Origin of the sequence: Massilia varians, assembly GCF_027923905.1 — a bacterium.
GTDB lineage: Bacteria > Pseudomonadota > Gammaproteobacteria > Burkholderiales > Burkholderiaceae_D > Telluria > Telluria varians_B.
Genome location: NZ_AP026966.1, coordinates 647,971 through 674,147 on the forward strand (window position 1 = coordinate 647,971; position 26,177 = coordinate 674,147).

17 protein-coding genes are annotated in these 26,177 nt (G+C 67.9%); 9 read left to right on the plus strand and 8 right to left on the minus strand.

Annotation, left to right across the window (positions count from 1 at the left end; translation table 11 throughout):
- Positions 1-4: 4 nt before the first annotated feature.
- The 7 genes from MasN3_RS02995 to MasN3_RS03025 form a co-directional block, all read right to left on the minus strand.
- A complete protein-coding gene (locus tag MasN3_RS02995) occupies positions 5-1,198 on the minus strand; it encodes a glycosyltransferase family 4 protein (RefSeq protein WP_281912194.1) in 1,194 nt (397 codons plus the stop codon).
- Positions 1,198-2,409 carry a TIGR04063 family PEP-CTERM/XrtA system glycosyltransferase gene (locus MasN3_RS03000; RefSeq protein WP_281912195.1) on the minus strand — a complete coding sequence of 404 codons (1,212 nt, stop codon included), beginning with the start codon at positions 2,407-2,409 and terminating at the stop codon, positions 1,198-1,200. Before MasN3_RS03000 ends, MasN3_RS02995 begins: the two co-directional genes overlap by 1 nt.
- Before the next feature lie 16 nt (positions 2,410-2,425).
- Positions 2,426-3,703: a UDP-N-acetyl-D-mannosamine dehydrogenase gene (gene wecC, locus MasN3_RS03005; RefSeq protein WP_281912196.1), complete on the minus strand. Its 1,278-nt coding sequence runs from the start codon at positions 3,701-3,703 to the stop codon at positions 2,426-2,428.
- On the minus strand, positions 3,687-4,823 hold the full coding sequence (gene wecB / locus MasN3_RS03010; protein WP_281912197.1) for a non-hydrolyzing UDP-N-acetylglucosamine 2-epimerase: 1,137 nt from the start codon (positions 4,821-4,823) through the stop codon (positions 3,687-3,689). The genes wecC and wecB overlap by 17 nt, the downstream gene beginning before the upstream one ends.
- A gap of 319 nt (positions 4,824-5,142) precedes the next feature.
- Positions 5,143-6,948 carry a DUF885 domain-containing protein gene (locus tag MasN3_RS03015; RefSeq protein ID WP_281912198.1) on the minus strand — a complete coding sequence of 602 codons (1,806 nt, stop codon included), beginning with the start codon at positions 6,946-6,948 and terminating at the stop codon, positions 5,143-5,145.
- Positions 6,949-6,964: 16 nt separating this feature from the next.
- Positions 6,965-8,101, minus strand: coding sequence for a branched-chain amino acid ABC transporter substrate-binding protein (locus MasN3_RS03020; protein WP_281912200.1), 1,137 nt, complete (start codon positions 8,099-8,101; stop codon positions 6,965-6,967).
- A 61-nt stretch (positions 8,102-8,162) separates the two neighbouring features.
- On the minus strand, positions 8,163-8,648 hold the full coding sequence (locus tag MasN3_RS03025) for an Lrp/AsnC family transcriptional regulator (RefSeq protein ID WP_281912202.1): 486 nt from the start codon (positions 8,646-8,648) through the stop codon (positions 8,163-8,165).
- Between the two features lie 149 nt (positions 8,649-8,797).
- On the opposite strand from MasN3_RS03025, the gene MasN3_RS03030 reads away from it, so the two are divergent.
- The 8 genes from MasN3_RS03030 (at position 8,798) to MasN3_RS03065 (ending at position 23,583) form a co-directional block, all read left to right on the plus strand.
- Complete coding sequence (locus MasN3_RS03030) at positions 8,798-10,762, plus strand: aminotransferase class V-fold PLP-dependent enzyme (RefSeq protein WP_281914618.1); 1,965 nt, start codon at positions 8,798-8,800, stop codon at positions 10,760-10,762.
- A gap of 154 nt (positions 10,763-10,916) precedes the next feature.
- Positions 10,917-18,980 carry a GH36-type glycosyl hydrolase domain-containing protein gene (locus MasN3_RS03035; protein ID WP_281912204.1) on the plus strand — a complete coding sequence of 2,688 codons (8,064 nt, stop codon included), beginning with the start codon at positions 10,917-10,919 and terminating at the stop codon, positions 18,978-18,980.
- A 4-nt stretch (positions 18,981-18,984) separates the two neighbouring features.
- The gene (locus tag MasN3_RS03040) at positions 18,985-19,851 is read left to right on the plus strand and encodes an outer envelope protein (protein WP_281912206.1); all 867 of its coding nucleotides are present in this window, start codon (positions 18,985-18,987) and stop codon (positions 19,849-19,851) included.
- A gap of 107 nt (positions 19,852-19,958) precedes the next feature.
- Positions 19,959-20,453 (plus strand): Hcp family type VI secretion system effector, encoded by a 495-nt coding sequence (locus tag MasN3_RS03045; protein WP_281912207.1) that lies wholly within the window; start codon positions 19,959-19,961, stop codon positions 20,451-20,453.
- A 165-nt stretch (positions 20,454-20,618) separates the two neighbouring features.
- On the plus strand, positions 20,619-20,960 hold the full coding sequence (locus MasN3_RS03050; RefSeq protein WP_281912210.1) for a hypothetical protein: 342 nt from the start codon (positions 20,619-20,621) through the stop codon (positions 20,958-20,960).
- Position 20,961: 1 nt separating this feature from the next.
- Positions 20,962-21,351, plus strand: a complete 390-nt coding sequence (locus tag MasN3_RS03055; RefSeq protein WP_281912211.1) for a hypothetical protein — start codon at positions 20,962-20,964, stop codon at positions 21,349-21,351.
- A gap of 171 nt (positions 21,352-21,522) precedes the next feature.
- The gene (locus tag MasN3_RS03060; protein WP_281912213.1) at positions 21,523-21,876 is read left to right on the plus strand and encodes a hypothetical protein; all 354 of its coding nucleotides are present in this window, start codon (positions 21,523-21,525) and stop codon (positions 21,874-21,876) included.
- A gap of 63 nt (positions 21,877-21,939) precedes the next feature.
- Positions 21,940-23,583, plus strand: coding sequence for a CehA/McbA family metallohydrolase (locus MasN3_RS03065; protein ID WP_281912214.1), 1,644 nt, complete (start codon positions 21,940-21,942; stop codon positions 23,581-23,583).
- A gap of 4 nt (positions 23,584-23,587) precedes the next feature.
- Here MasN3_RS03065 and MasN3_RS03070 read toward each other — a convergent pair whose 3' ends face one another.
- Positions 23,588-24,163: a TMEM165/GDT1 family protein gene (locus MasN3_RS03070; RefSeq protein ID WP_281912216.1), complete on the minus strand. Its 576-nt coding sequence runs from the start codon at positions 24,161-24,163 to the stop codon at positions 23,588-23,590.
- 131 nt (positions 24,164-24,294) lie between these two features.
- Between MasN3_RS03070 and MasN3_RS03075 the strand changes: the two genes are divergently transcribed.
- On the plus strand, positions 24,295-26,148 hold the full coding sequence (locus MasN3_RS03075; protein WP_281912218.1) for a M1 family metallopeptidase: 1,854 nt from the start codon (positions 24,295-24,297) through the stop codon (positions 26,146-26,148).
- Positions 26,149-26,177: the final 29 nt, after the last annotated feature.

Sequence of the window (26,177 nt, forward strand, 5' to 3'; positions counted from 1 at the left end):
GGTTTCATCGTGCCTGGGCAGCCTTGCTTGCCAGGGCCGGCACCCGGCCCTGGCGCAGGATGGCCTGGAAGATCGCCAGCTGGCCTGCGGTGGTGTCGTCCCAGCTGAAGCGTTCCGCATAGCGCCGCGTCGCCGCGCGGTCCGGGTAACTGGCGCGCAGCTGGTGCACGCCCTCGGCCACGCCCTGCGGCGTGCGCTCGTTCATCAAGACGCCGGCCTCGGGGGCGGCGACCACTTCCGGCGTGCCGTGCACCCGGCTGGCCACCACGGGCGTGCCGCAGGCCATCGATTCGAGCAGCACGTTCGCCCAGCCTTCGCGGCTGGAGGACAGCACCATCGCATCGGCCGCGTTGTACTGCTCGCGCAGCTGATCCTGCGAGACCGCGCCGAGGAAGTTCACGCGGTGCTCGACCTTCAGGCTGCGCGCCAGGTTTTCCAGCATGGCCCGGTTCGGGCCTTCGCCGGCGATCACCAGGCGGGTGTCCGGCAGCAGGGGCAGGGCGCCGATGCTCAGCTCCTGCGCCTTCTGCGGCACCAGGTGGCCGACCGTCAGCAGGGTGAATTCCTGGTTGGGCTGGCGCTCGGTCGGGCGGAACAGCTGCAGGTCGACGCCGTTGCGCAGCGTGGTCACGCGCTCCGGGTCGCCGCCCAGGGCGACGACTTCGTCGCGCAAGGCATTGGCCACGGTGATCACCGCGTCGGCGCGCCTGATGGCCCACTTGATCATCCTGCGCGGCAGGGAAAATTGCGGGAACAGCGTCACGTCCGAACCGCGCGCGGTGATCACCAGCGGCTTGTTGAAGTAACGCGACAGCATGGCCGCGGCCACGCCGTCGGGATAGAAGTAGTGTGCGTCGATCAGGTCGAAGTCGAAGCCTTCGTCGATCAGGCGGCCGATGGCCGGCTTGGCCGCCTGGGCCAGCAGCAGGGGCGCCACGTTCATGCCGACCTTGGGCAGCACCAGGTAGGGCGGATGCTCGACCTGCAGGCCGAAGCGCACTTCGGAGCGCGGCACCCTGGCCTGGCGTGCATACTGGCCGAAGGCCGGATGCTTGAAGGGGAACCAGGGCGCCGGCGCCACCACGCGTGCCTCGACCTCGCCGCTGGCCACCAGATGGCGCAGCCGCGTCTGGACGAAAATGCCATGTCCAGGCTTTTCGCTGTTCGGGAACAGCGTGGAGAACGTCAGGATCTTCATCAGGCGGCGGCTCCCGTCAGGCGGCCGTAGACGCGCTTGTAGCGGGTCACGCTGGCTTTCCAGTTACGCTCGGTTTCCACGTACTCGCGGCCGGCGGCGCGCAGCTTCGGCCATTCAGCCCGGGCGTCCACCAGCTGGCCGACCTTGTCGGCCAGGGCCTGGGGGTCGTCCGCCTTGAACAGCACGCCGGTCTTGCCGTCCACGATCAGCTCCAGGTGGCCGCCGACGTCGGAGGCGGCCAGCACGCGGCCCTGGGCCATCGCTTCGAGCGGCTTGAGCGGCGTGACCAGGTCGGTCAGGCGCATCGACAGGCGCGGATACACCAGCACGTCGAGCAGGTCGTAGTACATCTGCACCTGGTCGTGCGGCACGCGGCCGGTGAAGACGACCTTGTCGGCAATGCCGAGATCCTTGGCCAGCTGGCGCAGGCGCGCGTCCTCGGGGCCGCCGCCAACCAGCAGCACGCGCAGGTCGGGGCGCTCGGCGGTGAGCGCCGGCACCGCGCGCAGCAGGATGTCCAGGCCCTCGTAGGCATAGAAGGAACCGATGAAGCCGATCAGGCGCGCGTCCGCCAGGCCCAGCTTCGCCTTCAGGGCCTGGTCGGCCACGCCGCCGACGGCGAACTTGTCGATGTCCACGGCATTCGGGATCACCGTGATCTTGTCGGTCGGGATGCCGCGCGCGACGATGTCGCGGCGCAGGCCTTCGCAGATCGTGGTCACGGCGTCGGCGCGTTTCAAGGCGTAGCTCTCCAGCGCCCGGGTCATGCGGTAGCGCAGGCCGTTCTCGGTGGCCGTGCCATGGTCGACCGCGGCGTCCTCCCAGAAGGCGCGCACCTCATACACCACCGGGATGCCGAACTTCTTGCCGGCGCGCAGCGCGGCAATCGCGTTCAGCGACGGCGAGTGGGCGTGCAGCACGTGCGGACGGACGGCCGGGATGATTTCCGCGAGGCGGCGCTCCAGGCTGTCGATCACCTGCTTCTGGTTCAGTAGCGGCAGCTTCCCCAGGAAGCCGTCGACCACCGGCGTGCGGTAGAAGTGCAGGCCGTCCACGGTTTCTTCCAGCTCGCTGCCGGAATCGTGTTTTGGCCCCGTGAGGTGAAAGGTTTCGCACCCCATTGCACGTTGTTCACGCAACACTGAGCGCGTACGGAACGTATAGCCACTTTGCAGCGGTATCGAGTGATCGAATACATGAAGAACGCGCATGTGCCGTTCGTTTGTTTCACTTGCGGGCGCTGGCGAACCCGCAGGTGTCGATAACAACTTTACCTTCAAACAATTCCTTCTTTAACGACTGAAATGGCTTGTGATTGACCAGCATGACGACGATCTGTGAGCGTGCCAGTGCGTCTCGCGGCGTCCGCAATTCGCCCTTGTCCAGGCTGGCCGGCAATGCTGAAATATTCGGCTCGACAACGATGACGCGGCAGTTGTGTGCCGAGGTGATGGCCGATACGATGTCCAGTGCCGGGCTTTCTCGCAGGTCGTCGATGTCCGGCTTGAACGCCAGGCCGAAGCAGCCGATCGTCACGTCGGATTCCTGGCGGCCTGGGTTGGCAGCAAGGTAACGTTCAATTTCCTGCCTGACGTTTTCCAGCACCCAGTGCGGCTTATGGTCGTTGACCTCGCGGGCCGACTTGATCAGCTTTGCCTCTTCCGGGGCGCTATGCACGATGAACCACGGGTCGACGGCGATGCAGTGTCCGCCCACGCCCGGGCCGGGCTTGAGCACGTTGACGCGCGGGTGGCGGTTCGCCAGCGCGATCAGTTCCCACACGTCGATGCCCAGCTTGCCACAGATGATCGACAGCTCGTTCGCGAATGCGATGTTGACGTCGCGGAACGAGTTTTCGGTCAGCTTGCACATCTCCGCGGTACGCGAATTGGTCTCGATGCATTCGCCCTGTACGAAGATCTGGTATAGCTCGATGGCACGTGCCGAGCATTCCTTGGTGATGCCGCCGATGATGCGGTCGTTCGAGACCAGTTCGTGAATGACCCTCCCGGGCAGCACGCGCTCGGGGCAGTAGGCGATGTTGATGTCGGCGGCGTCGTTCGGCCCCTGGGGAATCTGCAGGTCGGGGCGCTCCTCGGCCAGCCAGCCAGCCAGCTTCTCGGTCATGCCGACCGGCGATGTCGATTCGAGGATGACGAGGTCGCCTTTTTTCAGCACCGGCGCGATCGAGCGCGCCGCCGCTTCGACATAACTGATGTCCGGCTCGTGATTGTCGTGGAACGGAGTCGGTACGGCGATCAGGAAGGCGTCGGCGGGCTGCACGGTCGTCGTGGCCCTGAGGTAGCCCTGGTTGACCGAGGCACTGACGATCATGTCCAGGTCGGGCTCGACGATATGCGTGTGGCCGCCGTTGATGGTGTCGACCGCGTCCTGGTTGACGTCCACGCCGATGACGTTCTTCTTGCGAGAAGCAAACATTGCAGCCGTTGGGAGGCCAATGTATCCCAAGCCGATCATTGCGATGGTATCAAACGAGCTGCTCATGGTTTTCCCTCAAAAAGTTGACGATTTGCGAAGCGGATGTGCCGTCGCCATAGGGGTTGGCGGCGTTGCTCATCCGGGCGTATTCAGCGGCATCGGTCAGCAGGGTGCGGGCACCGTCCACGATCGACGATACGGAAGTGCCGACCAGGCGTACAGTTCCCGCGGCCACGGCCTCGGGGCGCTCGGTGGTGTCGCGCATCACCAGCACCGGCTTGCCCAGGGACGGCGCCTCTTCCTGGATGCCGCCCGAATCGGTCAGCAGGATGGAGGCTCGGTTCATCAGATAGACGAAAGGCAGATAGCTCACCGGATCGATCAGGTGGATGTTGGGGTTGCCTTTCAGGATGCGTTGTACCGGTTCCTGCACGTTCGGATTCAGGTGCACCGGATACAGCACCTCGACATCGTCGAGCCGGCTGATGGCGTTCAATGCGTGACAGATGTTCTCGAACCCGCTGCCGAAGTTCTCGCGGCGATGGCCGGTCACCAGTACCAGTTTTTTCCTGCTGTCGAGGAAGCTGAACTGCGACTCCATCTGGCGCTGGAGCGCTCCATCGGTCTCCAGGCGCTGGACCACGTCGAGCAGGGCATCGACGACGGTATTTCCGGTCACGCAGATATTTTTTGCAGGAATACCTTCCTTGAGCAGATTCTGCTTTGCGTGCTCGGTCGGCGCGAAATGCACTTTCGCGATCGCGCCCGTGAGCTTGCGATTGATTTCTTCCGGCCACGGGGAATAGATGTTCCCGGTGCGCAGGCCGGCTTCGACGTGGCCGACAGCGATCCGTTCGTAGTACGCCGCCAGGCTGGTGGCCATGGTCGTGGTGGTGTCGCCATGCACGAGCACGTAATCCGGGCGCCACTCCCGCAGCACCGTGCGCATCCCGGCCAGGACTTTGGCTGTGATATCGGACAGGTCTTGGCCGGGAGTCATGATATCGAGATCGAAATCAGGCCTGATCGAAAACAAGTCGAGTACCTGGTCCAGCATGGACCTGTGCTGCGCGGTGACACAGACTTTGACGTCGAAATCGGGAGCGGTAGCAAGTACACGTACCACTGACACCATTTTGATCGCCTCGGGCCGGGTCCCGAAGACGGCAAGTATCTTGAGGGTCATTTGCGCTTACTTCTTCGTGTATTTAAGTCAATTATTGCAATATTTTCCCTCACAAATGTTAGAAGCATTATTTCATTTCCGTGCCGCAATGATTCGCCGCAAGACGCTGGGGAAGCGTCTTCCTGGCTGAAGTGTCAGCAGGACCTGAATGCGCTATGGATGAATACTGTAAGGCTTCTGCAGGCTAAACAGCCGTATTTCGTCGCCATCGATACGTGTTGTGGCCTCTTCGCACCTGCTTCGGCATGAATATGCCAAGCGTTCCGCAGAGAGCCGTACTCGAGCGGGCATAAAAAAACCGGGGCGAACCCCGGCTTCGTCATCCTTTCGTCTCGGCGATCCACCGATCGATCTTCGCTTCCAGCACCGCCAGCGGCAGCGTGCCTTCCCCCAGCACGATCTCGTGGAATTTCGGCAGGCTGAACTTGCTGCCCAGGGCGGTCTCGGCGCGCTTGCGCAGCTCCATGATCTTCAGCGAACCGATCTTGTAGCCCAGCGCCTGGCCCGGCCACACCATGTAGCGCTCGATCTGCGCCCTTGCTTCGGCTTCCGAGTAGCCCAGCGTGTCCTGGAAATACTGGATGGCCCGTTCGCGGCTCCAGTCCTTGGCATGCAGGCCGGTATCCACCACCAGGCGCGCCGCGCGCAGCATCTCGTCGTTCAGGTGGCCGAAATAATCTTCCGGTTTCTCGAACAGGCCCATCTCCTTGCCCAGGGTCTCGGCATACAGCGCCCAACCCTCGGTGAAGGCATTGTTGCCGCCGAACTTGCGGAAGTTGGGCAGGCCCAGCTCCTGCACCAGGGCGATGTGGAAGTGGTGGCCCGGCTGGCCTTCATGCAGGTAGAGCGTGACCATGCCGGTGCTGCCGTACAGCTTCGGATCGTTCACCACCGACCAGAACACGCCCGGACGCGAGCCGTCGGCGGCTGGCGGGGTGTAGTGGTCCGAGGCGGTGGCGCGCGACAGTTCCGGTTCCAGGCGCAGGTCGAGCGGCGCCTTCGGCTTCAAGGTGAACAGGTCCGGCAGCTTGGCGCGCACCTTGGCGTCCAGCTCGCGGTAGACGTCGATCACCTGCCGGTCCGAGGTGAACGGCTTGTATTTCGGCTGCTCCGACACCCAGCGCGGCAGGCCGGCCGCCGGGCCGGTGTAGCCCATCTTCGGACCGGTGAGCGCGTATTCGCCCTGGATGCGCGCCACTTCCTTCAGGCCGATCTCGTGGATCTGCTCGGGCGTGAGACTGGTGGTGGTCATCGCCGCCACGCGCGCGGCATACCAGGCGGCGCCGTCCGGCAAGGCGTTCCAGCCGGTGCTGGTGCGCGTCTTCGGCAGGTAGTCCCGTTCCAGGTAGGTGGCCAGGCGTTCGAGCGCGGGATTGAGCTTGTTCGCGATCGTCTTGCGGTAGGCCTGCGCCAGGCTGCGCTTTTCAAGAGCCGTGAAGCTGGCCGGCATGTTCTTGACCGGCGTGTAGAAGATGCTTTCCTCGGTCCTGGCTGCCACCAGCTGCTTGAACTGCGGCAGGGCGGACTGGATCGGCTCGCGCGGCTGCACCACGCCGCGCTTGACCCCTTCGCGCATGTTCGCGATCGACTGGTCGATGTAGGGCGCCAGCTGCGCCAGGCGGCTCAGGTAGGCCCGGTAGTCGCGCACGGTAGTCAAGGGCTGGGCGCCCTGGCCGGAGGCGTAGTTCGCCAGCACCACCGGCATGCTGCCCATCTGGTCGATCGGGAGCAGGTGTTCCGGGAAGGCGCCCAGCCGCAGCGCGCTGTCCAGCTCGAACTCGAGGATGTCGTAGCTGGTCTGGTCGCGCTCACCCAGGCGCTCGCGCGGGATGCTTGACAGGCGCTTGAGGTAGCCGCGGTAGAGCGCGAACTGCTGCTCGCGCAGCTTCGGCGAGATCGACAGGCCCAGCTTGTCGTTGAAGCGGCTGTCGCCGTTCTCGGTGGCCCATACCGGCTCGAAGCGGGCCAGCGACTCGTAGTACTCGTCGGCCAGCGCATTGAGCTGGCGGCTCTCCGCGCTTGCGGCGGCGGAGGCCGGCTTGGGGGCGTCCACCTGGGCGGCGGCCGGCCCGCAGGCCAGCAGCGCGGCCGCGGCCAGGGCCGCCAGCTTGAAGCGTGCTTTCATGGTGTTTCCTTGTGAATCAGTAGCTGGCCAGCGGCGTCAAGGCGCCGTTCTTGAAGGTGTACACCGTGACGGCGGTCTTCTTCAGGTTGCCCTTCGGGTCATAGCCGTAGGTGCCCACCACGCCCTGGTAGCTGATGCTGTGCATGGCCGCCCCGACCTTGGCCGCATCGACCGAGTTGGCCGACTTCATGGCCTGGGCGATGAACTTGGTCTGGTCGTAGAACGAAGGCGCATACACGTCCGGGTCGCGCTTGAAGCGGGCCTTGTAGGCGTTGATGAAGGCCGGGCCGCCCGGCTGCTTGGCCACGATCGCGCCGGCCTGGGCGCAGCGCACGTTCTCGCCTACCGCCGGGCCGCCCAGCTTGGCCATCTCGGGACTGCACAGGGTGTCGCCGCCCAGCAGCGGCACGTTCAGGCCGAGCGCCTTCATCTGGCGCGCCATCGGCGCGGCTTGCGGCGCATAGCCGCCGAAGAAGACGGCGTCGACGCGCTTGGCCTTGAGCGAGGTGAGGATGGCGGCGAAGTCGGTCGCCTTGTCGGTGGTGTACTCGTGGCCGGCGACCTTCATGCCGTTGGCGCTGGCCTGGCGCTTGAATTCCATCGCGACGCCCTGGCCGAAAGCGGTGCGGTCGTCGATCACGCCGACGTTCTTCACCTTCAGCTCCTTGGCCGCGTAGGCCGCCACCGAGCCGCCCACCTGGGTGTCGCTGGCGACGATGCGGAACACGGTCGGGTAGCCGGACTGGGTGATCTTGGGATTGGTGCCGACGGTCGACATCAGGATGCCGTTGTCGTTGTAGACGCGCGAAGCGGGAATCGCCACGCCCGAGTTGTACGGGCCGAGCACGAACTTCACCTTGGCGTCGGCGAATTTCTGCGCCACGTTGACGCCCTGTTTCGGGTCGCCCTGGTCGTCCTCGGACTGCAGCTCGAAGCGGATGGTATTGCCGCCGACCTGGATCTTCTGTGCGTTGAGTTCTTCGATGGCGAGGCGCACGCCGTTCTCGTTGTCCTTGCCGGCGAAGGCGTTGGAACCGGACAGCGGACCGCTCACGCCGATCTTCACGACCTGTTCGGCGGCGTTGGCGGTATTGACGTCAATGGCGAGCAGCGCGGCCAGCGCGAGCGGCGCCATGTGCAGTTTGGATGGCATTCCCTGGGTCTCCGTTTATATATAAAAACGGACGCCATCATCGCATGAAACCCGCCAGCGGTTAAGCAGGCAATCCGTGCGAGATCAACTCCAGCGGCAGCGCGGTGGTGCACTTGATCTGCTCCATCGAGAAGGCCGAGGAGACGCCGGTCAGGCGCGCGGTCTTGATCAGCTTCTTGTAGAAGCGGTCATAGCCGGCGATGTCGGTGGTGACGACCTTGAGCAGGTAGTCGACGTCGCCGCTCATGCGGTGGAATTCCAGCACTTCCGGCAGCGCGATCACGGCAGCGGCGAAGCGCGCCAGCCATTTTTCGTCGTGCTCGGTGGTGCGCACGCTGACGAACACCGTCACCGGCAGGCCGACTTTCTCGCGGTTGACGATGCTGACACGGCTTTCGATATAGCCCTCTTCCTCGAGACGCTTGACGCGTTTCCAGCAGGGCGTGCTGGACAGGCCGACCTTTTCGCTGAGGCCGGAAATGGAGAGGGTGGCGTCCGCCTGTAACGCGGCAAGAATAGCGCAATCAAACTTGTCAAGTGAGTTCATTTTCACTATATCGATATATCGAGAACGTATATGCTAATCCCGCGCCATAATGCGGATAAATTAGGATATGTTTACCGGCGCGACTCCGTAACATACTCATCAACAATAACACGATCCGCAGCAATTAATTACTTTTTTGTAATGTGATGATGAACAACGAAGTCTACCTCGACGCCAACGCCACTTCGCCGGTCCTCCCGGCAGCCATCGAAGCGGCGGCCGCCGCCATGCGGGAGGGCTTCGGCAACCCGAGCAGCAGCCACGCCTGCGGCCTGCGCGCCAAGGCCCTGCTCGATGCCACGCGCGCCCGGGCGCGCCGCGTGCTGGGCGCCGCCACCGGGAGGGTGATGTTTACGAGCGGGGCGACCGAAGGCATCCAGACCGCGGTGCTGTCGGCGCTGTGCGCGGTGCGCGAACGGCGTGCGCGCGGCGAAGCCTGCGGCGACCTGCTGCTCTACGGCGCCACCGAGCACAAGGCGGTCCCGGAAAGCCTGGCGCACTGGAACCGCCTGCTCGGCACCGGGCTGGAACTGCGTGCGCTGCCGGTCGACGGCAGCGGACGCCATTGTCTCGACCAGCTGCGTGAACTGGCGCCGCGTGCCGCTCTGGTGTGCACCATGGCCGCCAACAACGAAACCGGCGTCGTGTCCGACCTGGATGGCATCGCGCGCGTGCTGCTGGAAACGGGCAGTCCCGCGCTGTGGATGGTCGACTGCGTGCAGGCGCTCGGCAAGCTGCCCCTCGCCCTCGACGCCACCCGGATCGACTACGCCCCCTTCTCGGGCCACAAGCTGTATGCGCCCAAGGGCATCGGCCTGCTGTACGTGCGCGAAGGCGCGCCCTACACGCCGCTGATGTGCGGCGGCGGCCAGGAAGCCGGGCAGCGCTCCGGCACCGAGAACATGGGCGGCATCGCCGCTTTTGGAGCGGTGCTCGGCGCGCTGGAAGAGGGCGGCACCTTCCGCACCCACGCCCAGCTACGCGTCTACCGCGACCGCCTTGAGGCAAGCCTGCGCGAAGCCTTCCCGGGCCTGGTGTTCAACGCCCCGCTCGAACACGCCCTGCCCACCACGCTGAATTTCTCGGTGCCGGGCCTGGGCAGCAAGGAGCTGCTCGACCTGTTCGATGCCGCCGGCGTGCGCGTCAGCGCGGGGTCGGCCTGTTCGGCCGCCAAGGCGGCGCCCAGCTATGTGCTCGATGCGATGGGCGTGCCCCTGGCGCGCAGCGCCTCGGCCGTGCGCCTGTCGTTCGGGCCGCTGGCGGACGACGACTTCATCGAGGCCGCCTGCGCCCGCATCGCGCACTGTGGCCGCGCGCTGGCGCAGGCAAGGCCGGCGGCGCGCCTGCAACAGACGGAGGCGGGCGGCGCCAGCGGCTGGCTGCTGTTCGACGACGAGGGCCGACACTGCATCGCGATCGATCCGCCGGAAGCGCTGGCGGCGCGCATTGCCGCCGACCTGAGCACGCGCGAATGCCGCCTGCTGGCCTGTTTCGCCACCGGCCAGGGCGCCGGCGGCGCCGACACGCTGTGCGACATCCTGGGCTTGAGGCCGGGCTGGCCGGGCGGGGCCCAGCAGGTGGAGCTTGCCGGCGCCAGGCTCGACGCGATCGCGCTGGGCCGCGACGTGCTGGCAAAAAATGGCGACAGCTACCTGCTGGGGCGTCCGGAAAACGGCGCGCTGGCCCCGGGCGCGGTGCGCTTCGTGTTCGGCACCGACCCGGGGAACGACGGCTTCGACGCCGCCCTGCATTGTCACCGGATCGGCGAACCCGCGGTGTCGCGTCCCGGCGCCGATGCCCTGCCGGACGAGGGCATCGACCTCGACCCGACCACGGCCGCCGCCTACCTGGCGGCCCACCCCGACGCCCTGCTGGTCGACGTGCGCGAGCTGCCGGAACACGCGGCGGCCTGCGCCCAGCTGCGCGGGCGCGGCGCCCAGCACGTGCCGCTGTCGCAGCTGGCCGGCCAGGCGGCGCACTGGCTGCGCGAACCGCGTCCGCTGGTGTTCCTGTGCCGCAGCGGCAACCGCAGCGCCCGCGCCGCGCGCCTGCTGCGCCGCCTCGGCCATGCCCAGGCCTGGCACGTGGCGGGCGGCCTGGCTTTGGCGGGCTGAATCCCGCGCCTGTGTACGGCACCGCACAGTAGCCACCGCCGGCTTCTTCTAGCATGGCGGTGGCCGTGCGCGCCCTGCGTTTCCTTCCCATTGACCTGCTTCAGGCGTCGCGCGCCGGCGGTCGACAGCGCGCGCCTCTGTGTCGAGGTCCCTGTTGAAGCAAGAGAAGAACCCGAAGGCTGAATCCGGCATCGCCGCAGTCATGAGTAATGCGCGCGATGAGGGCGCACGCGGCCTGCGGGCGCAGCTGGACGAACTGGCCGGCGCGATCGACGCCGCATGCGATGCGCTCGACCGCGCCCGCCGGCGCGGCAGCGAACTGCCGCCCGCCGCCGGCGCCATCCTCGACAACAGCCCCCTGATCGACGCCCAGCTGCGCCAGGCGCGCGGCCAACTGCTGCACGATCGCGGCGCGCTGCCGGGACCCGGGGGCCAGGCCCGCATCCTGGTGCTGGCGCGCGACGCCGTGCACCGCAATGACGGGCGCATCGAACGCGCCGGGCTGGCGGATCTTCTCGACAGCTCCCGGCAGGAAGCGCCCTTGCTGCTGGCCGAGCTGCGCCTGTTTCCCGCGGCCTTGCGCCTGGCGCTGCTCGACGGGCTGCGCCAGGTCGCGGTGCGCGGCGCCCGTGCCTGCGAAGAACGCATCCTCGCGGCCGACTGGGCCGGCAGGCTGCGCGATACCGCCGCGCAGCGCTCCGGCGACCTGGTCCTGCTGGTGGCCGACATGGCGCGGCAGGCGGAGCCGATGGGCAGCAGCTTCGTGGCGGAACTGTCACGCCGCCTGCAGGGGCAGGGGCCGGTGGTCGCGCAGGCACTCGGCTGGATCGATGCGCGCCTGGCCGACCAGGGCTCCAGCATCGGCCAGATGGTCGCGGACGAGCGCGACGCCATGGCGGCGGACGGCACCCGGGTGGCGCACACCCTGGCCAGCCTGCGCCTGCTCGGCGGGATCGACTGGCGGCTGCTGCTCGAAGGCGCCAGCACCGTCGAACCGATCCTGCGCGCCGACCCGGACGGCAGTTATCCACGCATGGATGGCCCCACGCGCGACCTGTACCGCCTGGCCGTCGAACGGCTGGCGCGCCGCAGCCGGCGCAGCGAGACCGAGGTGGCGCAAGAGGCGCTGGCCCTGGCGGGCCGCAACCTGACGCCCGGCGAAGGAGGGCTCGACGCACGCCGGCGCCACATCGGCTACTACCTGGCCGGCCCCGGCTTGCCGGCACTGGAAGCGCGGCTGCAGCCGCGCCCCGGCCTGGCCGCGGGCCTGGGGCGGCGCCTGCGCCACGCGCCGCTGGCGGCGCGCATCGCCGGCGTAGGGGTGCTCACGCTGCTGTTCGCGGCGGCGGTCGTGATCGCCGCGCGCCAGCAGGGCGCCGGCCTCGGGCTGCAGATCGTCATCGGACTGCTTGCGCTGGTCGGTGCGAGCGGCCTGGCGCGTTCGCTGGTCGACATGATGGCCGCCTGGCTGGCAAGCCCGGCCCCGACTCCGCGCATGGACTTCGACGACGGCATCCCGGCCGAGGAGCAGGCCCTGGTGGCGGTGTCGGCGCGCCTGGTCAACAGCGCCCAGCTCGACGCGCTGTGCCGCGACCTGGAGGTGCGCTACCTGGCCAACCGCGATCCGCGCCTGCGTTTCTGCCTGCTGGCCGACCTGTACGACGCGCCTGGCGAGACCATGCCGGGCGACGAGGCGCTGGTGGCGCATGCCGCCGCCGCCATCGAGACCCTCAACCGCAAGCATGCGCGCGACTACCGCTTCCCCACCATCGACGAAGACGGCCAGCCCGCGACCGGCAGGGTGCGCGTCGAACCCTTCCTGCTGCTGCAGCGTCCCAGGACGTGGAACGCCGGCGAGCACGCCTGGATCGGGCGCGCCCGTCGCCGCGGCCAGCTGGCGGACCTGAATGCCTTCCTGGCGGGAACCGGGCGCGAGCGTTTCGCGGCGGTGGCCGGCAACACGGCCGGGCTGGCGGAGATGCGCTACGTGATCACGCTCGACGCCGCCACCGACCTGCCGCGCGACGCGGCGCGGCGCCTGGTCGGCGCCATGGCCCATCCGCTCAACCAGCCGGCGCTCGATGCCGGCGGCACCCGCGTGGCCGAAGGGCACGCGATGCTGCGTCCGCTCGTCGGCGGCGCATTGCCCGACCCGCAGGCATGCCGCTACCAGCGCATGTGGCTCGAAGGCCACGGCACCTGGGCCGCCGCACTGGCCGGGAGCGAGTCCGAAGCGCAGGGCATGTTCGGCTGGTCCGCCATCTACGAGGTCGATGCCTACGAACGGGTGCTGCGCGGCCGCCTGCCGGACGAAGTCCTGCCGGCTCCCGGCATCGTCGACGAAGGCTGCCTGCACGCCAGGAGCGACTGCGAGGTGCGGCTTGCCGAAGCGCTGCCCGGCAGCTACGGCGAACATGCGGTGCGCCGCCACCGCGCGGTGCGCGCGGCCTGGCAGGTGGCCGGCTGGATCCGCCCGCGAATCGGCAAGGCCAAGGGCGAGCGCGAAGCCAACCCGATGACCGCCGGCGCCCGCTGGCAGCTGTTCGACACCCTGCGCGACAGCCTGGTGGCGCCGGCGCTGGCGGCCCTGCTGGTGCTGTGCTGGAGCCGGCTGACGGAGCCCGCGTTCTGGACCGCCATGGTGCTGTCGGTGTTCTTCCTGCCGGCCCTGCTGGGCAGCCTGGTGGCGCTGAGCGACCGCCCCCACGATGCGCCCTGGCGCCAGCACCTCGACAGCTGGGCGCGCGGCGCGCGCGTGCCGCTGGTGCGCGCGGCGCTGGCGACCAGCTTCCTGCCGCATGCGGCCTGGTGCCAGCTCGATGCGGTGCTCAAGGCGCTGTGGCGCAGCCGGGTGTCGCGCCGGCGCCAGCTGGAATGGCGCCCGGCGGCGCTGGCGCGCCCGGCCAGGGTGGTGGCCAACAACTGGCTGACGATGTGGTTCGCGCCGGCGCTGGCGGTGGCGACCAGCCTGCTGCTGACCTTCGCCAACCCGTATTCCCTGTTCACGGCAGCCCCGGTCCTGCTGGTGTGGTTCCTGTCGCCGCTGCTGGCCTGGTGGACCAGCCTGCCGCAACGCGCCCAGGCGCGCCTGCCCGCAGCGCGCCAGACCAGCCTGCAGCGCCTGGCGCGGCGCAGCTGGAGCTTCTTCGAGGACCACGCCGGCCCCGCCAGCAACTGGCTGCCGCCGGAAAGCGTGCAGGAGCATCCCCATCCGCTGCTGGATGCCCGCACCACCCCGAGCGGCATGGCGCTGTTCCTGCTGTCCACGCTCGCGGCGCGCGATTTCGGCTTCATTGCGCCGGGCGAGCTGTTGCGGCGCCTGGATGCCTCGCTGGCCTCGATGGCGCTGCTGGAGCGCTGGCAGGGCCACTTCCTGGCCGCCTACGACAGCGCCACTCTGGCGCCGCTCGAGCCGGCCTGCGTCGCCACCCGCGACAGCGGCTGGATGGCGCTCGGCCTGCGCGTCCTTGCCGCCGGCCTGGACGAGCTGCCGGACGCGCCGATTGCCGGGCCGCGCGCACTGGACGGGATCCGCGCCGCGGTGCACGTGGTGGACGAGCTGGTCCAGCACCAGGCCCATGGCGTGCGTGCGCTGGTGGCCGAGGTCTGGGGCGCGCTCGACCCGCAGCGCTGCCGCGCGGCCGACACCTTGCCCGGCCTGTCGGCGTGCCTGCGCCACGTGGCCGCCGCCGCCGATGCGCTCGAAGCCGGCCTGCCCGACACCGCCGACGCCGCGCTGCGCGGCTGGGCTGCGCGCCTGGCCGCGCAATGCCATGCGCAGCAGGACGAACTGCTGGCGCTGGCACCCTGGATGCGCGCCGAGCAGGAATACGTGCTCGACGCCGGCCTGACGCGCATCCCGACGCTGCGCGAACTGGCGGCCCTGGAACTGCCTGCCGGCAGCCATCACGGCCTGGCGCGGCTGGTGCGCGAAGGCCAGCACGCGCAAAAGCTGCTGGCGGAATGCGCCCGCCTGGCCGGGCAGGCACGCGGCTTCGCCGACATGGATTTCGCCGCACTGCTCGACCCTGAGACCGGCCTGCTGGCGGCCGCCTGCCACGTGCGCGACGGCCGCCTCGATGCCGCCAGCTGCGACCTGCTGGCGGCCGACAGCCGCATGGCCACCTTCGTGGCGGTGGCGCAGGGCCAGCTCGGCCAGCGTCACTGGTGGGCGCTGGGGCGGCCGCTGCGCATCGCCGGAGCGGAGCAGCTGCTGCTGTCGCGCACGGGCAGCCTGTCCGACTACCTGGCGCCGCAGCTACTGATGCCGACCTGGCGCGAGACCCTGCTCGACCACGCCGGCCGCGCCGCCGTGCGCGCCCAGGCGGCGCATGGAGCGCGCCACGAGATGCCCTGGGGCTTTTCGGAATCGAGCTGCAACGCGGTCGACGCCCAGTTGCTGTTCCAGTTCGGCCGCTTCGGCATTCCGGCGGCCAGCCTGGAGCGCAGCGTGGACGCCGGCCTGGTGGCGGCGCCGTATGCGGCCATGCTGGCCTTGCCGGTGGCGCCGGCCCTGGCCCTGGATAACCTGGAGCGCATGGCCCAGGAAGGCCTGGCCGGCGATTACGGCTATGTCGATGCGGTCGACCATACCCCGGGCCGGCTGCCCTACGACGAGCGCCGCCACGTGGTGCGCCTGGCCGCCACCCGCCACCAGGGGATGGGCCTGCTCGCGCTGCTGCAACTACTGCACGGGGCGCCGATGCAGCGCCGCTTCAGCCTCGACCCGGAACTGCGCGCGGCCCTGTCCCTGCTGCAGGAACCGGTGCCGGCTTTTGGCGCATCCCTTGGGGAGGCCTACGACGGCGCGCAGCAGCACCCGGGTCCCGCCCAGGGACGGGTGATCGACCGCGCGGATGCGTCGGCGCCGGACGTGCAGCTGCTGTCGAACGGCAGCTACCACGTGCTGGTGGACAGCATTGGCGCCGGCTACAGCCGCTGGGGCGAATTCCCGCTCACGCGCTGGCAGCCGGACCCGCTCGGTGCCCGGGGCGGCCTGGCCTGTGTGCTGCGCGACGGCGCATCCGGCGAACTGTGGTCGCCGACACTGGCGCCCATCCACGGCGAACCGGCACGCTACGAGGCGGTGTTCGCGGAGGGACGCGCCAGCTTCCGGCGCGAAGAGCGCGGCCTGGCGATCGTGAGCGAGGCGGTGGTCGCACCCGAGGACGACATCGAGCTGCGCTGCATCCGCATCCACAACCTGGGCGACACGCCGCGCAGCCTGGAGGTGACCAGCCAGGTCGAGCTGCTCGCGCCGCAAGGACAGGCGGCGCAGCTGCGCATCGATGCGCCGACCCAGGCCCTGCTGTGCACCCTGGGGCCGGGGGCGCCGACCGTCCTGCAACTGATGGCGGTGCATGGCGAAGCGGGCGCGCCGGAATACAGCGCCGCCTGCCGCGATCCGCTGGCGGCGCTGGCGCCGCTCGATGAAGCATCGTCCGTTTCCCGGCCGGCGCTGGCGATCCGCCGCAGCATCACGCTGGCGCCGAACCAGGAGCTGCGCATCGACCTGGTGCTGGGCGCGGCGCCGACGCCCGCCGGCGCGCGCGAACTGGCCGCGCGCTATGCCGGCACCCAGGCGGTGGCGCAGGCTGTGGAAGCAGCATGGACACATGGCCAGGCCTTCCTGAGCGCGGCCGGCATCGGCGAAGCGCAGGCCCGGCTCTACAACCGTCTGGCCGGCTGCCTGCTCGACCCGGTGCCGGGCTTGCGGGCCGAGCCCGGCGTCATCGAGCGCAACGTGCGCGGACGCGCCGCCCTGCGGCCCTACGGCGTGGACGGCAGCCGTCCGCTGCTGGTGCTGCAGCCCGGCCCGGACAGCGCCCTGGCGCGCGAAGTGTTCCAGGCCCAGGGCTACTGGCGTGCGCGCGGCTTCGAGGCGGACGTAGCGGTGCTGTGCGAGGATCGCGCCTCGTTCGACCAGCTCACGGCGCTCGCATCGGGCGCAGGAGAGGGCATCCACCTCCACCTGCTGCCCGAGGTGCCGCAGGAAGACCGCATCCTGCTGCGGGCGGCGGCGCAGGTGCTGCTGCTCGAGGAACGCGGCAGCCTGCTCGAGCAGCTGCGCCGCGCGGCCCCGGGATTGCCGGCGCTGCCGCCCCCGTTCGCGGCCCAGGAACAGCCCGCTCCCTGGACCAGCGAGGCGCGCCTGCCTGAGGACGAAGAACTCCAGTCCGGCCAGGGATTTTCCCGGGACGGGCGCGAGCTGCTCATCCGCGACGGGCAGCCCCTGCCGGCGCCGTGGGAACACGCACTGGCCAACGGCGTGTTCGGCGCCGTGCTGCCGCACACCGGCCCGGGCAGCACCTGGTGCGGCCGGCGCTCGCTGCTCCTGAGCGCGCCGCAGGGCGAAGCCTTCTACCTGCGCGACGAGGACAGCGGCGCCGCATGGTCGCCGACGCCCTGGCCGATGCCGTCCGGCGAGCCCTACCGCACCCGCCACGGTTTCGGTTACACCCTGTTCGAGCACGTGGCGCACGGCATCCGGTCCGAGCTGCGCTGCTTCGTGGCGCCCGGCGCGTCGCTGAAATACGCGGTCATCAAGCTGCACAATGCCTCCAGCGCGCCGCGCCGCCTGTCCGTCACCGGCTACGTGCAATGGTGGATGGACGACGCCGCCGCACGCCCCGGCCTGCAGGTCGTCACCAGCGTCGACGTGGCCAGCGGCGCCCTGGTAGCGCGCAATGCCTTCGGCGACGGCTTTGGCGACCAGCTCGGCTTCTTCCACCTCGACGCGCCCCAGGTCGCCTCCACCTGCGACCGGCGTGAATTCGTCGGCCGCCACCGCAGCCTGGCGCGGCCGGCGGCGCTGGAGCGCAAGGGCTTGTCCGGCGCCCATGGGGCCGCGCTCGACCCCTGCGCGGCCCTGCAGACGCGGGTAGAGCTGGCGCCGGGCGCCGCGATCGAGCTCGTGTTCCTGCTCGGCGCCGCCGGCCCCGACACGCTGGCGGCGAGCCGCGCGGTGCAGCAGCACGGCGGCGCGAAAGCGGCGGCGCTGGCGCTGCGCCAGGTGCACGCCTTCTGGGACGAGCTGCTCGGCAGCCAGCGCGTGTCCACGCCGGATGCGGCCTTCGACCTGCTTGCCAACGGCTGGCTGCCCTACGCGGCGGTGGCGGGCGCCATGGGCGGCACGCCGGCGCAGCAGCTGCAAGGCGCGCTGGCGGCGGCGCACGGCAACCCGGCGGTCTTGCGCGATGCGCTGCTGCGCGCCGCGCGCGCCGACATCGGCGCCGAAGGCCGGCCGGTGGAAGACTTCCTGTGGCTACCGTATGCGCTGCACCGCTACGCCGGCATCACCGGAGACTACGGCATCCTGCGCGAGCCGGCCGGCGGCGACCCCTCCAGCGGCACGCGCCTGGCGCGCGACGACCTGTACCAATACTGCGTGCACGGCCTGCGCGGCTGCCTGCGCTTCGGGGTGCACGGCATGCCGCTGCAGGATGCGCGCATGCACGAGGGCGACGAGGAGCTCGACGCCAGGGGCGAGAGCGTGCTGCTGGCCTTCCTGCTGGCCGCGGTGCTGCAGCGCTTTGCCGAGGTGGCCGACCGGCGCGCCGATTTCGGCTTCGCCACCACCTGCCGCGGCGCCGCGCTGGCGCTCAAGGCGCAAGCCGAGGAATACGGCTGGAACGGCGCCGCCTATGGCGACGGCGGCGCCGCCACCCAGGCCTGGGCCGCCATGGCCGGCGCCGAGCCCGGCCGCGTCCAGGCGGTGCTCGCGGCGCTGGGTACGAGCGAGGTGCAGGATGGCCGCACCGCCGCCTGGACGGCGCTGGCCCTGGCGGGGCAAGGCGCCGGCACGCCCGCCTGGGAACTGGCGCGCCGCCTGAATCCGCTTGCGCCCGATGGCGCCACACGCGTGCGCTTCTCCGGCGCGCCTTGCTTCATGATGGATGGCGCAACCGCCGGCTGGACGCAGCTGCTGCTGAGCGACGCGCTGCTCGGCCTGCAGCGCACGGTGGACCGCCTGGCGCCGGCGCCGCTGCTGCCGCTGGGCTGGGACAGGCTGCATTATCGTTACCGCAACGGCCGGACCGATTATCATGTCACGGTTTTGCCGGCCGATACGGGCGAGCTGCTCGTGTTCGACGGCACGCCGCAGCAGGAGCGGGTGATCGAACTCGTCGACGACGGGCGCGAGCACAAGGTGGAACTGTATGTGGAACGCAAGCCGGGCGACGCGCTCGCCGGCCATCAACCAACCAGCCAGGAATGAGGACATGAGTAAACGATTGACGACATGGAGCGGCGCCGCCTGCGCCGCCCTGCTGTGCTGCGCCGCGCCGGCAAGCGCGGTGGACTGGAGCGACAATGCCATCAGCTACCGCTACGGCACCCGCTTCGCCGAGCCCTTCAATCCGGAGCACATCAAGAAGCACATCGTGGCGTTCACCCACGCCAGCGGCTACAAATACGGCAGCAACTACCTCAACCTGGACGTGCTCAAGTCCGACAGCACCGACCCGCGCGACCTCGGCAGCAACAGCGGCGCGCTCGAGGGTTACCTGCTGTACCGCCACACGCTCGACATCGGCGCCCTGCGCGGCCAGGAAATCCGCTTCGGCAAGGTAAAGGGCGTGGGCCTGACGGTCGGCTTCGACCTCAACCACAAGGACGACGTCGGCTACAACTCGCGCAAGCGCATGCTGGTCGCCGGCCCGACCCTGATGTGGGACGTGCCGGGCTTCCTGAACACCAGCATCCTGTGGCTGCGCGAATCGAACGCGCCGAGCGGCCCCTTCCCGCCGATCGCCAACGTGCGCGGGCGCTACACCTACGACACCCACCCGATGTTCGGCGCCAGCTGGGGCATCCCGGTGAACGAACATTGGTCCTTCGAAGGCTTCCTGAATTTCATCGCCGCCAAGGGCCTGGACGAAACCGGCGCCCCCACCAGCGCCGAGACCAACCTGGACTTCGCTTTCATGTATGACGTCGGCCCGCGCCTGGGCTACGCGCCGAAGAAGGTCCGGGTCGGATTCGGCTATCAGTTCTGGAACAACAAGTTCGGCAATTCGCGCCGGACGACGGGTGGAGCGGGGCAGCGGGCCAGCACGCCGATGGTGCGGGCGGACTTTCATTTCTGATAGGCCGCGTACCAGCCTTTGATCTTTTGCCGCTTGAGCCTTGAGCACCGCTAAGTTGCTCTAAGCTAGCTCTGCCACGATGCCTCTTTGTTCACAGAGGAGGCATCATGGCAATCGACGTGTACCTGCAGATCGACGGCATCAAAGGCGAATCAGCCGATTCCACGCATCAGGGATGGATCGAGGTCAGCTCGGCCCAGTGGGGCGTCGTTCAGCCCACGATTGCAGCGGGATCGGCGACCGGTGGGCGTAACACTGGTCGCAGCGAATATCACACCCTGTCGATCATGAAGCACGTCGATCTTGCGTCACCCGTGCTGATGCAGTCCTGCTCGTCGGGTAAAACCATCCCGAAGGCGAAGATGGAGTTCATGCGCGCCGATGGCGACGGCAAGCGGGTGAAGTACTACGAGCTCGAGCTGGAGAATGTGCTGATCTCCTGCATGGAGCAGATGGTCACCGAAGGAAGCATTCTTTGTGACCGTATCGGCCTGCAGTTCGCCAAAGTGAAGTGGAAGTACGCGCAGCAGAAGATTCATGGCGGCATTGGGGGCAACACCGCTGGCGGCTGGGACCTGTCCTGCAACAAGTCGTGCGCGTGACCGAGGCGGACCATGGCCCCTCAACAGAACGACCCGCTCCGGCCTACCCAGGATACGCGCGGCTTCTACATGTTGCCGCAGACGCCAATGGATTCCGGTTAGCACACTTACGGCAAGATGGATGGTAAGCCGGACAGAGGCGGGTATCAGTACGCGCATCCAATCATGATGACGGCGATCCTTCGCGTGGCGATGGAGTGGCAGGCCATCGACAAGCGCCGCTTTGGCGTCGGGAATATCAGCCGGGCTGACAAATTCGACGACGATGAGCACCAAACCCATCTGGACGGGCTTCAGGTGGACGTGCGTGCGCTTCGAAAAGATGGTTTGCATCTGCCGGTAAGGTGGACCGACAGGGAGTATGACCAAGAGGCCACTGCAAAGCTGATTGGATTGTTCCGCACCTTCGCACCAGTGATCGTTGTCTATTTCAACGATCCGAAGATACCGTTCGTGAAGCTCCTCATCGGTCACAATGACCACTTCCACGTAGGACTGCGAGGATGAGATGCGCAAGATTGCTATGACTGTCGTTGCGACGTGTGGCCTTGTTTCGCTGACCTTTGCGGCTGACTCGCTTGGCACGTGGCAGCCGCTTCAGGAAGGGCGTTACAAAATCTTTTCTGGCGAAACCGTGGCCTATGGTGAGGCGCCCACTGCCAAGGATCGGAAATTGTCGATCGTGGTGAAGGGCCAGGCTGCGAAGGAAATATTCGATTCGATTGGTTCTGACGCGCGTGACATCTGTAGCTCGGAAAAGGGGGACCGGGAACGGAACAGAGGGGGTGTCCAGTGCATGTACAAGGCCAAGGATGCCAGCTCACCCGGGAAAGGCTATCGGTGCTGGATCGGGGTCGACCTCACAAGCGGTCAGGGCGCGCCAACGGTGTCTTGTTAATTGACGCGTTTCCCAGCTGAAGCACCTCGTTGTCGAAAGTAGCAACCCCGCATTAACGGCATCAACTACCTCAGCCCGAACTTAGTCAAGTCCGACAGCACGGACCCGCGCGACCTCGGCAGCAACAGCGGCGCGCTCGAGGGCTAGCTGCTGTACCGCTCGCGCAAGCACATGCTCGTGGCCTGCCCCACCCTGATGTGGGATGTGCCGGGCTTCCTGAACACCAGCATCCTGTGGCTGCGCGAATCGAACGCGCCGGGCGGACTCTTCCGCCGATCGCCAACGTGCGCGCGCTACATCTACGACACCCACCCGATGTTCGGCACCAGCTGGGGCATCCCGGTGAACGAACACTGGTCCTTCGAAGGCTTCCTGAACTTCATCGCTGCCAAGGGCGTGGACGAAACGGTGCCCCGACCGGCGCCTCGGCTACGCCAGAACGCCGACGGTGCGGGCGAACTTTCATTTCTAGGACGATTTGAAGAGTCTGTAGGGCACTTGAACTGGCTTAAAGGTTGTAGCTAAATTTGCAATTATTGAGAAGAAACGGCGCAAGATGTTTTTCCATGCAATTGCAAAAATTGCATTATGAAAACCATCATCCTGCCCCCCACCTTCGGTGCGCTGCTGCTGGCCCTGTGCTGCAACAGCGCGTTCGCGGCCCCGGCCGAGCACAAGGAATTCGAAGCCACCCTGCACGCGCCCTTCCAGGGCGCGGCAGACGCGCGCCGAACCTTCAGTCTGAACTTCAGCTATCCCGGCCTGGAACAGTCGGGCACCGTCTACTGGAAGCTGGAACTGGTGGACCCGGGCGGGCGCGTCGTCCGGGTCTGGCGCGGCAACGGCGCCGTCTCGGGCGAAGCCGCCTCCGTCCAGGTCGCCTGGGACGGCCGCATCAAGCGCATGCCCGCGCCCGCCGGCCTGTACCGGGTACGCATGCGCGCCGTCCTGCGCGGCGTGCCGATTGACGATCACCACGACGCCGTCGAGCAGGACTGGCAGATCGCGGTCGGCGCCCCGCTTGCCCAGCGCACGCCGCGCTTCATCCCGCTGCCGGGCGCACGCGATGCCGCCTCCACCGGCGCCGCGGCCGCGCCGGCCACCGCTTCGCTGCCCTACACGGTTTACCTGGCCAACCTGCACAGCCAGAGCAACCACAGCGACGGCGGCGCCGTCCTCGAGGCCTGCAAGGGCGCGCAAGACCCGCTCAAGGCAAAATATGGCCCCGAAGCCGCCTTCGCCTATGCGCGCGGCCGCGGCCTCGACATCCTGGCCGTCTCGGAGCACAACCATATGTACGACGGCTCGGACGGCACCGACCCCAAGGCCGAGCCGTCCAGGGCCAAGGACTTGTACCAGGCCGGCCTGGCCAGCGCCGCCGCCTTCAATGCCACCAAACCGGGCTTCCTGGCGCTGTACGGCATGGAATGGGGCGTCATCAACAATGGCGGCCACGTCAACATCTTCAACAGCGACGAGTTGCTGGGCTGGGAGACCAATGCCCTGGGCGAACTGCTGGCCGACACGCGCACCCCGCGCAGCGACTACGGGGCGCTCTATACCCTGATGCGAAAGCAGGGCTGGGTGGGGCAGTTCAACCACCCCGCGCACAGCGGGCAGTTCAAGGTGAACGGCGTGCTGCTCGCCTACACGCCCGATGGCGACGAGGCAATGGCGCTGTGCGAGGTGATGAACAGCACCGCCTTCTCGACCAACGATACCGAGACCGAAACCCGGCGCAGCAACTTCGAGCAGGCCTGCAACAAGTTGCTGGAAGCGGGCTACCACGTCGCCTTCAGCACCAACCAGGACAACCACTGCGCCAACTGGGGCGCGTCCTACACCAACCGCACCGGCATCCTGCTGCCCAACGGGACGGCGCTGACGCGCGATGCTTTTGTGGAGGCGCTCAAGGCGCGGCGCGTGTTCGCCACCATGGACAAGGGTTCGCAGCTGGTGCTCACGGCGAACGGCAAGATGATGGGCGAGCGCTTCACCAACCGCGGGCCGCTCACGCTGGTTGCCAACTTCGCATCCAGCGCGGGCAAGAAGGTGGCGGCGGTGTCGATCCTGGCCGGCGTGCCGGGGCGGAACGGCAGCGTCACCGAGGTCTCGAACCTGGCCACCAGCACCTTCACGCCGGCGCCGGGCAAGCATTTCTTCTATGCGCGGGTGACGCAGGAAGACGGCAACGTGCTGTGGTCGGCGCCGGTGTGGGTGACGCAGGAGTAGGGGATCAGAAGCCCATGGAGTCGCCTGCGCCCATCAGGGTCGCCATGCCCAGCACCGCGAAGACCAGCGCCGCCAGGCCGTGCACCAGCCGGAGCGGCACGCGCTTGGCGATGCGCTCGCCGAACACCACCGTCGGCACGTTCGCCAGCATCATGCCCAAGGTGGTGCCGGCGACGACCGCCGCCATCGATTCGTAGCGCGCCGCCAGCGCCACGGTGGTCACCTGCGTCTTGTCGCCCATCTCGGCGATGAAGAAGGCGAGCAGGGTGCTCAGGAAGACGCCGAAGCGCGCCAGCGGCAGCTCGTCCGCATTCAGCGTGCTGGGCACCATGACCCAGGCGGCCATGGCGAGGAAGGACAGGCCCAGCACCCAGCGCATCGCGTCCGCGCCCAGCAAGTCGCTCACCAGGGCGCCGACGGCGGCGGCGAAAGCGTGGTTGAGCACCGTCGCCACGAGAATGCCGAACACGATCGGCAAGGGACGGCGAAAGCGCGCGGCGAGGAGGAGGGCCAGCAACTGGGTCTTGTCGCCCATCTCGGCAAGTCCCACGATGCCGGTCGATACGAGAAAGGCGTCCATGAAGCGGCAGATGCGAAAGTCCCGATCTTAGCAGAGCCCCCGGTCCCTGCAGCGCGCGCCAGCCTCGGCCAGGTGCTTTCCGGCCACGATCGAAAATGCTATTCTGCCCGCTTCCTTCCACGCGAGAGACCATGAAGACTAGCACCCTGCTGCGCGCCTCGGCCTGCGCCTTTATCTGCCAGTGGAGCGCCTACGCGTTCGCACTCGACCCCCTCAGCTACGCCAAGTACGACCAGGTCAAGACCACCGCCCTGCACCTGGATCTGAAGGCCGACTTCGCGCGCAAGACCCTGGCCGGCTACGCCGACCTGACCCTGAACTGGGTCGACAAGTCGGCCAGCACCCTGGACCTCGACACCCGTGAACTGAAGATCTCGAAGATCGAGGCGCAGGACGCGAAAGGCGCGTGGAAGCCTGTCAAGTACACCCTCGACAAGCTGGACCTTGAGAAGGGCCAGGCGCTGCACATCGCGCTGCCCGGCCAGCCGGGCAAGGTGCGCATCCACTACCAGACCGCGCCCACCGCGCCGGCGCTGCAGTGGCTCACGCCGAAGCAGACCATGTCGGGCAAGTACCCCTTCATGTTCAGCCAGTCGCAGCCGATCGCCGCGCGCTCCTTCGTGCCGATCCAGGATACGCCCGCGGTGCGCTTCACCTACACCGCGCGCATCCAGGCGCCGGAAGGCATGCGCGTCGTGATGAGCGCCGATAACGACCCCAAGGCCACCGGCAAGGGCGGCTGGAAGTTCACCATGCCGCAGCCGGTGCCATCCTACCTGATCGCCATCGGCATCGGCGAACTGGAAGCGCGCACCCTGGGCCCGCGCACCGGCGTCTACGCCGAGCCGATGCGCATCAAGGCCGCCGAGTACGAGCTGCTTGATACCGAAAAGATGGTGGCCGCGGCCGAATCGCTGTACGGGCCGTACCGCTGGGGGCGCTACGACATGCTGGTGCTGCCGCCGTCCTTCCCGATCGGCGGCATGGAAAACCCGCGCCTGACCTTCCTGACTCCGACCATGATCGCGGGCGACCGCAGCCTGGTGGACCTGGTCTCGCACGAGCTGGCGCACAGCTGGTCGGGCAACCTGGTGACCAACGCCTCGTGGAAGCACTGGTGGCTCAACGAAGGTTTTACTACCTACGTCACCACCCGCATCCTCGAGAAGATGTACGGCGAGGAAGTGGCGACCATGAACCTGCAGCTCGAGCAGGAAGAAGCGCTCGATTCGTTGAATAGCATCCCGAAGGCCAAGCAGGCCCTCGTCACGCGCGACCCGGACACCAGTTCCGAGCACTATACGGACGAAGGTCTGGCCTATCCGAAAGGCGCCTGGTTCCTGCGCACCCTCGAGCAGCGCGCCGGCCGCGCCGCCTTCGACACTTTTCTGCGCAGCTGGTTCGACCAGCACGCCTTCCAGAGCGTGACCACCGACCAGTTCGTCGCTTTCCTGCGCGCCAAGCTGCTGGCCAAGAATCCGAAGATCATGAGCGACGCGGAGCTGGACGAGTGGCTGTACGGCCCCGGCATCCCGGCCAGCGCTACCCGCGCCGTCTCGACCCGTCTGGCCAAGCTGAACGACACCACCGCGCGCTGGCTCAAGGGCGACATCACCACCGCCCAGCTGCCTGCCAAGGACTGGAACGCCGCCGAGTGGATGAAGTTCCTGAACGACATCGACAACAAGGCCGATGCCGCCAAGCTGGAAGAACTGGACAAGGCCTATGGCCTGGCCAGGACCGGCAACAACGAGGTGGCTTTCCGCTTCTACCGCGCTGCGGTACACGCCGGCTACCGCGGCATCCGCCCGAACCTGGAAGCCTTCCTATTGAAGGTGGGCCGCCAGAAGTTCGTGGTGCCGCTGTATGGCGCGCTGCGCGCCAATGCAGAGGACCGGGCCTGGGCCGAGCGCGTGTACAAGGCCGCACGTGAGCGTTACCACCCGGAGACGCAGAGCAGCGTCGACAAGCAGATGAACAAATAACAGACTAGGGGATGAACAGAGTGTTTGCC